The 12,464-nt window shown below is 55.4% G+C and carries 18 protein-coding genes; 9 read left to right on the forward strand and 9 right to left on the reverse strand.

Going from position 1 to position 12,464, the window contains the following annotated elements:
* Positions 1-6: 6 nt before the first annotated feature.
* The 7 genes from rpsH (at position 7) to Q0816_RS19650 (ending at position 3,490) form a co-directional block, all read left to right on the forward strand.
* Positions 7-399, forward strand: a complete 393-nt coding sequence (gene rpsH, locus Q0816_RS19620; protein WP_008757119.1) for a 30S ribosomal protein S8 — start codon at positions 7-9, stop codon at positions 397-399.
* Between the two features lie 11 nt (positions 400-410).
* Positions 411-944: a 50S ribosomal protein L6 gene (rplF, locus tag Q0816_RS19625; RefSeq protein WP_298853821.1), complete on the forward strand. Its 534-nt coding sequence runs from the start codon at positions 411-413 to the stop codon at positions 942-944.
* 11 nt (positions 945-955) lie between these two features.
* Positions 956-1,315 (forward strand): 50S ribosomal protein L18, encoded by a 360-nt coding sequence (rplR, locus tag Q0816_RS19630; RefSeq protein ID WP_298853823.1) that lies wholly within the window; start codon positions 956-958, stop codon positions 1,313-1,315.
* A gap of 115 nt (positions 1,316-1,430) precedes the next feature.
* On the forward strand, positions 1,431-2,000 hold the full coding sequence (rpsE, locus tag Q0816_RS19635) for a 30S ribosomal protein S5 (protein ID WP_298853825.1): 570 nt from the start codon (positions 1,431-1,433) through the stop codon (positions 1,998-2,000).
* Positions 2,001-2,012: 12 nt separating this feature from the next.
* Positions 2,013-2,201, forward strand: coding sequence for a 50S ribosomal protein L30 (gene rpmD, locus Q0816_RS19640; protein ID WP_050605831.1), 189 nt, complete (start codon positions 2,013-2,015; stop codon positions 2,199-2,201).
* A gap of 226 nt (positions 2,202-2,427) precedes the next feature.
* Positions 2,428-3,039 (forward strand): hypothetical protein, encoded by a 612-nt coding sequence (locus Q0816_RS19645; protein ID WP_298853827.1) that lies wholly within the window; start codon positions 2,428-2,430, stop codon positions 3,037-3,039.
* Between the two features lie 238 nt (positions 3,040-3,277).
* Positions 3,278-3,490, forward strand: coding sequence for a DUF1127 domain-containing protein (locus Q0816_RS19650; RefSeq protein WP_298853829.1), 213 nt, complete (start codon positions 3,278-3,280; stop codon positions 3,488-3,490).
* Positions 3,491-3,888: 398 nt separating this feature from the next.
* Here Q0816_RS19650 and Q0816_RS19655 read toward each other — a convergent pair whose 3' ends face one another.
* The 5 genes from Q0816_RS19655 to rpsJ are packed head-to-tail and all read right to left on the reverse strand — an operon-like array spanning position 3,889 to position 5,988.
* Positions 3,889-4,026, reverse strand: coding sequence for a hypothetical protein (locus tag Q0816_RS19655; protein WP_298853831.1), 138 nt, complete (start codon positions 4,024-4,026; stop codon positions 3,889-3,891).
* Positions 4,023-4,319 carry a 50S ribosomal protein L23 gene (locus Q0816_RS19660; protein ID WP_058272362.1) on the reverse strand — a complete coding sequence of 99 codons (297 nt, stop codon included), beginning with the start codon at positions 4,317-4,319 and terminating at the stop codon, positions 4,023-4,025. The genes Q0816_RS19655 and Q0816_RS19660 overlap by 4 nt, the downstream gene beginning before the upstream one ends.
* On the reverse strand, positions 4,316-4,933 hold the full coding sequence (gene rplD / locus Q0816_RS19665) for a 50S ribosomal protein L4 (RefSeq protein ID WP_298853836.1): 618 nt from the start codon (positions 4,931-4,933) through the stop codon (positions 4,316-4,318). The genes Q0816_RS19660 and rplD overlap by 4 nt, the downstream gene beginning before the upstream one ends.
* Positions 4,930-5,655, reverse strand: a complete 726-nt coding sequence (rplC, locus tag Q0816_RS19670; RefSeq protein ID WP_298853839.1) for a 50S ribosomal protein L3 — start codon at positions 5,653-5,655, stop codon at positions 4,930-4,932. Before rplC ends, rplD begins: the two co-directional genes overlap by 4 nt.
* Before the next feature lie 18 nt (positions 5,656-5,673).
* On the reverse strand, positions 5,674-5,988 hold the full coding sequence (gene rpsJ, locus Q0816_RS19675; RefSeq protein WP_008756422.1) for a 30S ribosomal protein S10: 315 nt from the start codon (positions 5,986-5,988) through the stop codon (positions 5,674-5,676).
* Between the two features lie 274 nt (positions 5,989-6,262).
* Here rpsJ and Q0816_RS19680 point away from each other — a divergent pair, with 274 nt between their 5' ends.
* On the forward strand, positions 6,263-6,727 hold the full coding sequence (locus tag Q0816_RS19680) for a hypothetical protein (protein WP_298853841.1): 465 nt from the start codon (positions 6,263-6,265) through the stop codon (positions 6,725-6,727).
* Between the two features lie 299 nt (positions 6,728-7,026).
* Here the strand turns inward: Q0816_RS19680 and tuf are convergent, their stop codons facing one another.
* Genes tuf through rpsL form a run of 4 tightly spaced genes read right to left on the reverse strand, consistent with a single transcriptional unit; the run spans position 7,027 to position 11,253 of the window.
* A complete protein-coding gene (gene tuf, locus Q0816_RS19685; protein ID WP_298849637.1) occupies positions 7,027-8,202 on the reverse strand; it encodes an elongation factor Tu in 1,176 nt (391 codons plus the stop codon).
* Positions 8,203-8,259: 57 nt separating this feature from the next.
* On the reverse strand, positions 8,260-10,377 hold the full coding sequence (fusA, locus tag Q0816_RS19690; RefSeq protein ID WP_282120247.1) for an elongation factor G: 2,118 nt from the start codon (positions 10,375-10,377) through the stop codon (positions 8,260-8,262).
* A gap of 18 nt (positions 10,378-10,395) precedes the next feature.
* Positions 10,396-10,866, reverse strand: coding sequence for a 30S ribosomal protein S7 (rpsG, locus tag Q0816_RS19695; protein ID WP_008756926.1), 471 nt, complete (start codon positions 10,864-10,866; stop codon positions 10,396-10,398).
* Between the two features lie 15 nt (positions 10,867-10,881).
* Positions 10,882-11,253, reverse strand: coding sequence for a 30S ribosomal protein S12 (rpsL, locus tag Q0816_RS19700; RefSeq protein ID WP_009810698.1), 372 nt, complete (start codon positions 11,251-11,253; stop codon positions 10,882-10,884).
* A 395-nt stretch (positions 11,254-11,648) separates the two neighbouring features.
* Here rpsL and Q0816_RS19705 point away from each other — a divergent pair, with 395 nt between their 5' ends.
* The gene (locus tag Q0816_RS19705; RefSeq protein WP_298853848.1) at positions 11,649-12,455 is read left to right on the forward strand and encodes a putative rhamnosyl transferase; all 807 of its coding nucleotides are present in this window, start codon (positions 11,649-11,651) and stop codon (positions 12,453-12,455) included.
* The last annotated feature ends 9 nt before the right edge of the window (positions 12,456-12,464 follow it).

Consider the following 12,464-nt stretch of genomic DNA (forward strand, 5'->3'; position numbering starts at 1 on the left):
ATAGATATGAATGATCCTATCGGCGATATGCTCACCCGTATCCGCAACGCGCAAATGCGCGGCAAGTCCACCGTTTCCACCCCGGCTTCCAAGCTGCGTGGTTGGGTTCTGGACGTGCTGGCGGACGAAGGTTATATCCGTGGCTATGAGGCGACGACCGGTGAAAACGGTCATCCGGCCATCGAAATCAGCCTGAAATACTACGAAGGCACCCCTGTCATTCGCGAACTGAAGCGGGTCTCAAAACCCGGTCGTCGCGTATACATGGGCGTCAATGACATCCCGCAGGTCCGTCAGGGTCTGGGCGTGTCGATTGTCAGCACTCCGAAAGGTGTGATGTCGGACCAGAACGCTCGCTCCAACAATGTTGGTGGCGAAGTGCTCTGCACCGTCTTCTAAGGAGGTCTGCAATGTCTCGTATTGGTAAAAAACCGGTCGAGCTGCCCAGCGGCGTTTCCGCCTCTGTGTCGGGTCAGACCATCGAAGTCAAAGGTCCGAAAGGCACCCGCAGCTTCACCGCAACCGACGATGTGACTTTGTCGGTCGAAGACAACGTGGTTCAAATCAACCCCCGCGGCATGTCCAAGCGCGCGCGCCAGCAGTGGGGCATGAGCCGCACGATGGTCGCAAACCTGGTGACCGGTGTGACCGAAGGCTTCAAGAAAGAGCTGGAGATCCAGGGTGTTGGTTACCGGGCACAGATGCAGGGCAACACCCTGAAGCTGAACCTGGGCTACAGCCACGACGTTGATTTCGTTGCTCCGGAAGGTGTCACCATCACCGCACCGAAGCAGACCGTGATCATTGTGGAAGGAAACGACCAGCAGCAGGTGGGCGAAACCGCGGCGAAAATCCGCGAATGGCGCCGTCCCGAGCCCTATAAGGGCAAAGGCATCCGCTACAAGGGCGAGTTCATCTTCCGCAAGGAAGGCAAAAAGAAGTAAGGACGCAGACAATGGCAAACAGCAAAAGAACCCTGTTTCTGAAGCGCCGCCTGCGCGTTCGGAACAAACTTCGCAAGGTCAACGCGGGTCGTCCGCGCCTGTCCGTACATCGTTCGAACAAGAACATCTCTGTTCAGCTGATCGACGACGTACGTGGCGTGACCCTGGCCTCAGCCTCGAGCCTGGAAAAAGACTTGGGTATCGTTGGCAAGAACAACGTCGAAGCGGCGGCGAAAGTCGGCGCAGCCATCGCCGAGCGTGCCAAGAAGGCAGGCGTCGAAGAGGCTTATTTCGATCGCGGCGGCTTCCTGTTCCACGGCAAAGTGAAGGCTGTCGCCGACGCTGCGCGTGAAGGTGGTTTGAAGATCTAAGACTTGCGGGCGGGTTTCGATCCGCCCCGATGATCCGGGGGCCTTGGCAATGCCGGGGCCCACTTGGATTGAACAAACGACGCCGCAAGCGTCACCAAAGAAAAGGGATGCCAAAATGGCAGAACGTGATAACCGCCGGGGCCGTGGTCGTGACCGCGACGAAGCTCCGGAATTCGCAGATCGTCTGGTTGCGATCAACCGTGTGTCGAAAACCGTAAAAGGTGGTAAGCGCTTTGGCTTCGCCGCTCTGGTGGTTGTCGGCGATCAGAAAGGCCGTGTCGGCTTTGGCAAAGGTAAAGCGAAAGAAGTACCCGAGGCCATCCGTAAGGCAACCGAACAAGCCAAGCGTCAGATGATCCGCGTGCAGCTGCGCGAAGGTCGGACCTTGCACCACGACATCGAGGGCCGTCACGGCGCCGGTAAAGTGGTTATGCGCACAGCACCTGAAGGTACCGGTATCATCGCCGGTGGTCCGATGCGTGCCGTGTTCGAAATGCTGGGCGTTAAGGACGTTGTTTCCAAGTCGCTGGGCTCGCAGAACCCGTACAACATGATCCGTGCCACCATCAACGGCCTGCAGAAAGAGCAGAGCCCGCGTTCGGTCGCACAGCGTCGTGGCAAAAAGGTTGCCGACATCCTGCCCAAGCGGGAAGAAGCACCGGCTGCTGCTGAAGCAGAAGCATAAGGAGAGCGACCCATGGCAAAAACCATCGTCGTCAAGCAGATCGGCTCACCGATCCGCCGCCCCGCCGAACAACGCGCGACCCTGATCGGTCTGGGCCTGAACAAGATGCACAAAACCCGTGAGCTGGAGGATACTCCTTCGGTCCGCGGTATGATCCGCAAGATCCCGCATCTGGTAGAGATCGTCGAAGAGCGCGGCTAAACGCAGCCTCTTTGAAGAACTAAGAACGCCTCTGACTTCGGTCAGGGGCGTTTTTTTTCGCTTTTTGACCTTCTAAACACCGGGAAACATCACTTTGATCTGACTTCCACACTGCAACTATTGACGGGCGCCAATGGGTCAACGAGCGCTCTCGTGAGCGTGGTCAGACTAGACTTTTGCAACATCTTGATTAAGCTTTTGAGCGATATAGTCATGAGGTTTGCCGATGACCGATACCGAGTCCGAACCTGCCGAATCCGAGATTCTCAGAATTGGTGACGAAAAGTATCAAAAAGCTGAAAAGCTAATCCGAACCACGCAAGAGGCTAACGCGGCCAGCACCTTGAAGCTGGATCGGCATATTACTGTTGCCCGGTCCTATTTCTGGGACGCAAACGGCCGGTCTAACCTATTCTCTCGTCTCTTGGGGATCGACGTAAAGGGGAAACGAGTAGGTGTCTTTCAAGAAGCCAAGTCATTCACAGTTTTGCTTGACGCGGATGGTGATGAATACGAGGTCGGAGTCTCTGTGCGCCTTGAGGTCAATGCAGACCGGTTTGAACTAGGGGCGCAGGTTTCAATTCCAAACATCGCTGCTGAAGCACAGCTGGGAAATAGCAAGGCAGAGATGGAGATCAGTGTGCTAGGCTATTATGGCCCTCTAGGAGACATCTTACCCGCCCCCAAGGCAGTGGATGTCACCAGTTACGCAGAATATCTCGAATCCTTTCGGAAAATCCAAAGACTGGTCTTTTCAAAAGAAGGCTCCGAGTTCCACCACCCCATTCCCTTGGGAGAAAGACGCATTGTTCAAGCTGCATCGAGTCTGAACAATTAGTGCCAATTGCGCTCCACTTGAATAAAGCCCTTTTGGTAGGTTTTTGTGATGACTTGCATTTCTGTTTTTGACGCAGAACCGAAAACGTGGCCGCAACGCTATTCCCCTAACGCATATCGGCTAGACCGAAACTTCGGTTGTTAGCGATAAACTTCACGCCTATCTCAGCTTTGTCCAAATAAGGAACACACAAGGAAACGTCAGGGAATTCGCCCTGATTAGAGAAAGGAACATAGAAATGACAACCGCAACACTGACAAATACCGGCTTCAACTTCGGCACACGGATCGCGGACATGATCGTACGGATCAAAACGGTGCGTGCACGTGCCGCTGAGTATCAGCGCACCTATTCCGAATTGCAGCACCTGAGCAACCGCGAATTGGATGACATTGGCGTCCGCCGTTGCGACATCGCGGACATTGCGCACCGGCACGTATACTGCTCGTAACCGCAAATACCGGCAAACCAACTCAAAGGCGCCATCCGGCGCCTTTTCTGTTTTCTGAAATAGACTCCCGTCTGGCACACAGGGCTTTCAGGAGCGGCCTGAGGACTAAAACATGTGCGGCATGCCCTCTCCCGGATCCAACCATTTCGTCGCCCTACGACGCTAAAATCAACGTAATGGTTCGATTGAAGCTGCGAAGCGGCCCTGCAGCACTTGGGAAACACAACGAAGAAACAATCTCGGCAGAAACCTGGGCTGCGCCAATGAGTTTTTTCACCACGATCCATAGGACAAGCGCGAGCGTCCTTAAACGCGACACACGACGCGGAATACTACCGTCACCTGAGGAAGGTTTGATCCAACGACCTGCGGCCTCTCACAGGCGGTTAAGTTCCTTCTCATTTCAACCCGTCCAGCCACAGCCCACCTGAATCGTCCTGGGCAGCATTCAATCCGGTTCCAGTACCTGAAACGAAATCGGCCCCGGCGGGTTGAACCGCCGAGGCCGTGAATAGTTGCAGTAAGCGTCGGATCAAAGACCGGTGCTCACGTCGATGGTGTTACCCTCTTCCAGGGTCACATATGCTTTTTTGACGTCCTTCCGCTTGCCCAATTGGCCGCGGAACCGCTTGACCTTGCCTTTGGTGATGGTGGTGTTCACCGCCTTCACCTTGACGCCAAACAGCGATTCAACCGCTTCTTTGATCTGCGGTTTGTTGCTGTCGATCGCCACTTCAAAGACAATCGCGCCGTTCTCAGACGCCATGGTCGACTTTTCGGTGATGATCGGCTTGCGGATCACGTCGTAGTGTTCTGCCTTCGCGCTCATTTCAGACGAGCCTCCAGTGCTTCGACAGCCGCTTTGGTGAGCACCAGAGTGTCACGCTTGAGGATGTCATAGACGTTTGCGCCCATCGACGGCAGGATATCCAGACCTTCGATGTTCTTGGACGCTTTCAGGAACCCTTCGTTCACGGTCGCGCCATCGATAACCAGAGCGCGTTTCCAGCCCAGGTTTGCAACCTGTTTGGCCAGAGCGGCGGTCTTGCCTTCGGCTTCGGCGTTTTCGATCACAACCAGTTCACCTGCCTTGGCTTTTGCCGACAGAGCGTGGCGCAGGCCAAGCTTGCGGAACTTCTTCGGCAGGTCATGACCATGCGAACGCACGACCGGACCTTTGTAGATACCACCACCACGGAAGATCGGCGCGTTACGGTCCCCATGGCGAGCGCCACCGGTGCCCTTCTGGCGATAGATCTTCTTGGTCGAGTAGCTGGTCTCGCGGCGGGTCTTGACCTTGTGGGTGCCGGCTTGCGCGTTGTTGCGCTGCCAACGGACCACACGGTGCAGGATGTCCGCACGCGGCTCGAGACCGAACAGGTCTGCGTTCAGCTCGATGTCGCCGGCTTTGCCGCCGTCCAGTTTGATTACATCAAGTTTCATGCTTCACCACCTTCCGCGGGAGCTTCTTCCGCAGGTGCTTCGGTTGCAGCCGATTTCACAGCAGCCGGGAAAGGCAGGCCTTCCGGTGCTTTCTTCTTCACGGCGTCCTTGACGGTAACCCAGCCCGACTTCGGTCCAGGAACGGCGCCTTTGATGAACACCAGACCACGGTCGGCATCGGTTTTGACGACTTCCAGGTTCTGGGTAGTAACACGGGCAGCACCCATGTGACCGGCCATCTTCTTGCCTTTGAACACCTTGCCCGGGTCCTGACACTGACCCGTTGAGCCGTGCGAACGGTGGCTGATCGAAACACCGTGCGAGGCGCGCAGACCACCGAAGTTATGGCGCTTCATTGCACCGGCAAAGCCTTTACCGATCGAGGTGCCCGAAACGTCAACCTTCTGACCTTCCAGGAAGTGTTCTGCCGAAATTTCGGCGCCCACTTCGATCAGGCCGTCAGCAGAGACGCGGAACTCGGCCAGCTTACGCTTGGGCTCGACCTTGGCAGCGGCGTAGTGACCGCGCATGGCCTTCGAGGTGCGTTTTGCCTTGGCAGCACCAGCACCCAACTGAACGGCGGTGTAGCCGTCTTTGTCATCAGTGCGCTGTGCAACGACCTGCAGGTTGTCCAGGTGAAGAACGGTCACAGGGATCTGCTTGCCGTCTTCCATGAACAGGCGGGTCATGCCAACTTTTTTTGCGATAATACCAGAGCGCATAATCTATACCCTCCGATCTTACGACTGCAGCTTGATCTCGACGTCCACACCAGCAGCGAGGTCGAGCTTCATCAGCGCGTCAACGGTCTGGGGGGTCGGATCAACGATGTCCAAGAGACGCTTGTGGGTGCGGATCTCGAACTGGTCGCGGGATTTCTTGTCAACGTGAGGGCCACGGAGAACCGTGAACTTCTCAATCTTGTTCGGCAGCGGGATCGGGCCGCGCACGTTCGCGCCGGTCCGCTTGGCAGTGTTGACGATCTCTTGCGTGCTGGCATCCAGAACGCGATAGTCAAATGCCTTCAGCCGAATACGGATATTTTGGCTTTGCATAATAACAGCCTTTTATCAGGCGTTGAGGTTGAGAGGAGGACAAGCGCGCATCGCCAACCCTCATCGAACCCAAAAGGCGGGAATCACCCCGCCTTGAAGTTCTTAGTGAGAACTCGCGCGATCTACAGGGGTTGGTGGGGTTTGGCAAGGGGGAAGTCGCCGAGGGTGATATTGAATCTACTCATTCTATTGTACAATCTCTCATTTAGCATTCATCTCAAAGGAAGCCTCAGCTTTCACATTTTGAACTCGTCTGATTTTGGAGTGACCTTATATGGACAAAGCGGATAAGATATTAGGTATATTGCAAAAAACTGTTGTAGTTATCGGTGCAATTGCGGCTGCGTGGTATGTTTTCGTAAGACAGGATCATTCAATCCACGCAATCTTGAACGTATCCGGTAAAATTCAAGAAGACTGCACGCTGGTTGCACAGATGAAAGTGCAAAATCCAAAAGGTGTAATTATCGAACCTGTTAGTTTTTCCATTCAAGCTTACACCTTGGATTATAGAGAGATCGTCGACACGCCGGACAATCAACTCCGGATTTCAGAACAACTGATAGAAGTGGAGAACATTGCCAAAGTCGGAGAAGACTTTTCTCGCGTCCTTGCTATTAGGCTACCCGAAAGGGTTAGTCGCGAAAAAGCAATAATGTTGCGAGCACAAATGACCCTTAAAGATAGCAAAATTTATAACGAAGAGACAATTGTAGAGGTTCCGAAATGCGTTTTTTGATAGTCATTTTGACGGTGGTTAGTACTTTGCCCGGGTGCTCGGCCAAAATTGGTCCAGAATGCGAGGGCCTATCCAGGCACGTTGGTTATGACTTGCCCGTTACTCCGATTGAACTGGAGAAAATCCGAGTGCGTGGCTTCACCGAATGCGCCGCATACATTGAGAAAAACTCTTTGGTAAAGACCTAAACACAAAAAGGCCGCCCCATGTGGGACGGCCCTCTTTAGTTCAACCGAGTTGCTTCCGGCAGATTTTCCTTTGGAAAATCGCCTGCCGCAACCAGGCGCGACAAGCGCGCCTTACTCGACGATTTTCGACACGACGCCAGCGCCGACGGTGCGGCCGCCTTCGCGGATGGCGAAGCGCAGGCCGTTTTCCATCGCGATCGGGGCGATCAGTTCAACTTCGAACGACACGTTGTCGCCGGGCATGACCATCTCGGTGCCAGCTGCCAGGGTCACGGTGCCGGTCACGTCAGTGGTCCGGAAGTAGAACTGCGGACGGTAGTTCGCGAAGAACGGCGTGTGACGGCCACCCTCTTCCTTGGTCAGGATGTAGGCTTCGGCTTCGAACTTGGTGTGCGGTGTTACCGAGCCCGGCTTACACAGAACCTGGCCACGCTCAACGCCTTCACGGTCAACACCACGCAGCAGCGCGCCGATGTTGTCGCCCGCTTCACCGCGGTCCAGCAGCTTGCGGAACATTTCAACGCCGGTACAGGTGGTTTTGCTGGTGTCGCGGATGCCGACGATTTCGATCTCGTCGCCAACGTTGATCACGCCACGCTCAACACGACCGGTCACAACGGTACCACGACCCGAGATCGAGAACACGTCTTCGATCGGCATCAGGAACGGCTGGTCAACGGCACGCTCTGGGGTGTCGATATACTCATCAACAGCCGCCATCAGTTCGCGGATCTTCTCTTCGCCGATTTCAGGGTTGTTGCCTTCCATCGCGGCCAGAGCCGAACCGGCAATGATCGGAATGTCGTCGCCGGGGTAGTCATATGAAGACAGCAGCTCGCGGATTTCCATTTCCACCAGTTCCAGCAGCTCTTCGTCGTCAACCTGGTCCACTTTGTTCATGAACACGACCATCTTCGGGATGCCAACCTGACGGCCCAGCAGGATGTGCTCGCGGGTCTGCGGCATCGGGCCGTCAGCTGCGTTCACAACCAGAATCGCGCCGTCCATTTGCGCCGCACCGGTGATCATGTTCTTGACGTAGTCGGCGTGGCCGGGGCAATCGACATGCGCATAGTGGCGCGCGTCGGTCTCGTATTCCACGTGGGCGGTCGAGATGGTGATGCCACGAGCCTTTTCTTCAGGCGCACCGTCAATCTGGTCATACGCTTTGAAGTCACCGAAATACTTGGTGATTGCTGCGGTCAGCGTCGTTTTACCATGGTCAACGTGGCCAATCGTGCCGATGTTGACGTGCGGCTTATTACGCTCAAACTTTTCCTTTGCCATGATGGCCTCCTGTCATTGAGAAAGGGAAGAGGTCGAACGCCCCTTCCCCGATTTCGCTTATGCGTATTTCGCCTGGATCTCGTCCGAGATGTTCTGCGGAACCGGATCGTAGTGGTCGAACTGCATGGTGAACTGGGCACGGCCCGACGACATCGAACGCAGAGTGTTGATGTAGCCGAACATGTTGGCCAGCGGAACGAACGCGTCGATCGCGATGGCGTTACCGCGGTTTTCCTGACCGGAAACCTGTCCCCGACGTGATGTCAGGTCACCAATGATACCTCCGGTATACTCTTCCGGGGTAATCACTTCGACCTTCATGATCGGTTCAAGCAGTTTCGCACCAGCTTTGCGCATGCCTTCGCGCATACCCATACGAGCCGCGATTTCAAAGGCCAGAACCGAGGAGTCCACGTCGTGGTATTTACCTTCGATCAGGGCAACTTTGAAGTCGATCACAGGGAAGCCAGCCAGCGGACCGCTATCCATAACGGATCTGATACCTTTTTCGACACCCGGGATATATTCCTTGGGCACCGAACCACCAACAACGCGAGATTCGAACGAATAGCCTTCGCCCGGCTCTGTCGGCGAGATGATCATCTTCACCTCGGCGAACTGACCCGAACCACCCGACTGTTTCTTGTGGGTGTAAACGATCTCGGCTTCGTGACCGATGGTTTCGCGATAGGCCACCTGCGGCGCACCAATGTTCGCTTCAACCTTGAATTCACGCTTGAGACGGTCAATCAGGATGTCCAGGTGAAGTTCGCCCATACCCTTCATAATGGTCTGACCCGATTCCAGATCAGTTTCCACGCGGAAAGACGGGTCTTCGGCGGCCAAACGGCCCAGACCCTGGCTCATTTTCTCCTGGTCAGCCTTGGTTTTCGGCTCAACCGCAATCTCGATCACTGGATCAGGGAAGGTCATGGTTTCCAGAACCACCGGATCACCGGTCGAACACAGGGTGTCGCCCGTGGTGGTGTCTTTCAGACCTGCCAATGCGATAATGTCACCTGCGAATGCTTCCGTGATTTCCTCACGATCATTCGAGTGCATCATCATCATCCGGCCGATACGCTCTTTCTTACCCTTGGTCGAGTTCAGAAGCGTGTCTCCTTTGGCCAGAGTACCCGAGTAGATGCGGGTAAAGGTCAGCGAACCAACAAAGGGGTCGTTCATGATTTTGAACGCCAGACCCGAGAACGCCATATCATCATCCGCACGGCGGGCGATGTTACGGGTTTCTTCTTCGTCACCGGGTTTGAAGCCCATGTAATCAACAACGTCCAGCGGGCTGGGCAGATAGTCGATCACAGCGTTAAGCAGCGGCTGAACACCTTTGTTCTTGAACGCGGAACCGCCCAGAACCGGAACAAACGCGATTTCCAGAGTACCCTTGCGCAGCAGAGCGCGCAGGGTCGGAACGTCGGGCTCATTGCCTTCCAGGTATTCCATCATTGCGTCGTCGTCCATTTCGACGGCCGCTTCGACCATTTTACCGCGCCATTCGTCAGCCATGTCTTTCAGGCTGTCACGGATCGGTGCTTTGACCCAGCTTGCACCAAGGTCTTCACCCTGCCACAGCCATTCTTCCATGGTGACCAGATCGATCAGGCCTTCCAGCTCGGTTTCTGCGCCGATCGGGATACCAACCGGGACAGCACGTGCGCCGGTACGATCTTCGATCATTGCAACGCAGTTGAAGAAGTCCGCGCCGATCTTGTCCATCTTGTTGACGAACACCATACGCGGAACCTTGTAGCGGTCAGCCTGACGCCACACGGTTTCGGTCTGGGGCTCAACACCGGCGTTTGCGTCCAGAACGCAGACGGCACCGTCGAGAACCGCCAGCGAGCGTTCAACTTCGATGGTGAAGTCAACGTGGCCGGGGGTGTCGATGATGTTCAGGCGGTGCTTGGGCGAGTCAGCGGTTTCACCGTCTTCGGTGCGTTCCCAGAAAGTGGTGGTCGCAGCCGAGGTGATGGTGATGCCGCGTTCCTGCTCCTGCTCCATCCAGTCCATGGTGGCTGCACCATCGTGCACCTCACCAATGTTGTGGGATTTGCCGGTGTAATACAGGATACGCTCTGAGCAGGTGGTTTTACCTGCATCGATATGCGCCATGATACCGAAGTTACGGTAATGGTTGAGTGTATATTCGCGTGCCATTTTGATAAGCCTCTGGAATTACCAACGGTAGTGGCTGAAGGCTTTGTTCGCCTCGGCCATCTTGTGGGTGTCTTCGCGCTTTTTAACGGCGGTACCACGGGACTGTACGGCGTCCAGCAGCTCGCCCGCAAGGCGCTCTTCCATGGTGTTTTCATTACGGCCACGCGCAGCAGTGATCAGCCAGCGGATGGCCAGTGCTTCGCGGCGCTCGGGGCGCACTTCGACCGGGACCTGATAGGTTGCACCACCAACCCGGCGCGAGCGAACCTCGACCGACGGTTTGATGTTGTCGAGCGCTTCGTGGAACACTTCGACAGGTGCGCGCTTGATCTTGCCTTCAACACGGTCAAAGGCGTTGTAGACGATGCGCTCTGCAACCGACTTCTTACCGTCGATCATCAGGTTGTTCATGAATTTGGTCAGTACCTTGTCGCCAAATTTGGCGTCAGGCAGGACTTCGCGTTTTTCGGCGGCGTGACGACGTGACATATCAGCCTCTCCTTCTTACTTGGGACGCTTCGCGCCGTATTTCGAACGACGTTGCTTACGATCTTTGACGCCCTGAGTATCCAGAACACCGCGCAGGATGTGGTAACGCACACCGGGAAGGTCTTTTACACGACCGCCACGGATCAGAACAACCGAGTGTTCCTGAAGGTTGTGGCTTTCACCCGGGATGTACGAGATCACCTCGAACCCGTTGGTCAGGCGCACTTTGGCAACCTTACGCATAGCCGAGTTCGGCTTTTTTGGTGTGGTGGTGTACACGCGGGTGCAGACGCCGCGCTTCTGCGGGCACTGCTCCAGGTGCATGGACTTCGAGCGTTTTATTTTAGGCTGCCGCGGCTTGCGGATCAGCTGTTGAATAGTTGGCATTCCGGTTCTTTCCCCGTTTTGCAACACACATGACATGCACGCGCGTTGCGTGCGGCTAAATTCGCTGCGCTTATGCGTCCACAAGCGCAAAACCCACGAGCGTTCCCATTCCGAGGTGAACGTCGCGGTTGTTTCTCAGAGGGCGCGAACTTCAAAATTGTTCGGGCCTTGACCAGTTCATTACTGGAATCGGCTACGGGGCGGCCCCCGGCACCGAGATCACGCGCGTAATAGGGGGTTGCGGACCGAGTGTCAACAGCACTATGCCGAACACCCTTGGCGGATATACACAGACACGTCGGGCAGAATGCCCTGCGTCAAGCCAGTACAACACCCGTTGCGACGCAAACGCGGCACAGGCATAGTCGCGCGGGATACCAGCCGATGGATAAACTATGCAAGTAATTGGCCTGTGCCGCTTTTCCTATCCCGCCATAGGCGGTTTCCAGGCCGGATATGAAACTATCGAAAATCGCCGGCAATTTCTATACGCACCCGACAGGCTGGAAGAGCGGTTTCGCCTGTTCGAAGCCATTACGCTGCCCTGCGTTCGCGCCCAGACAGATGGGGATTTTGAACTTTTGGTTCTGACCGGAACCTGCCTGCCGAAGTCCTGCGCAGATCGTCTGCATGATCTGACCGCAGGGATCAAACAAATCCGTATCATCAAAAAGGAACCAGCTGATCATAAACAGATCATGCGAGAGGTTTTGAACTCCGCCCGAACTGATCCAAATCAGCCTTGCCTTCAATTCCGGCATGACGACGATGACGCAGTATCTGTCGATTTTATCGAAGGGCTGCGTTCTGCTGTTCAGGACAACGCAGGGCTGATTCAGAAGAGCGAGTCTGTCGCGATAGATTTTAATCGCGGGTACATTGCCCGGTGCGATGCGCAAGGTATTCATGCGGCGCAGGTCTACAGGTCGCTGCTGGGTGTCGGGCTGGGTATGATTGTTCAGGGCGGCAGTACACGGACTATATTTGATCGCCTGCACAACAGATTGGCCAGGTTCATGCCCATGATCAATTACCCTGACGCACCGATGTGGGTCCGCACGCTGAACGGATTCAACGATTCCGATCACGCGCAAAACGACACCACCGAACTCCTGCCTCTCACAGCCGAGTTGGATTACGAATTTCAGGTGCGATTCTCTATTGATCCGGATGAAATCAAAGCGGTGTATGCAACCAAATGATCCGGAGTT

The sequence above is a fragment of the uncultured Ruegeria sp. genome, from assembly GCF_947497005.1.
Lineage (GTDB): Bacteria > Pseudomonadota > Alphaproteobacteria > Rhodobacterales > Rhodobacteraceae > Ruegeria.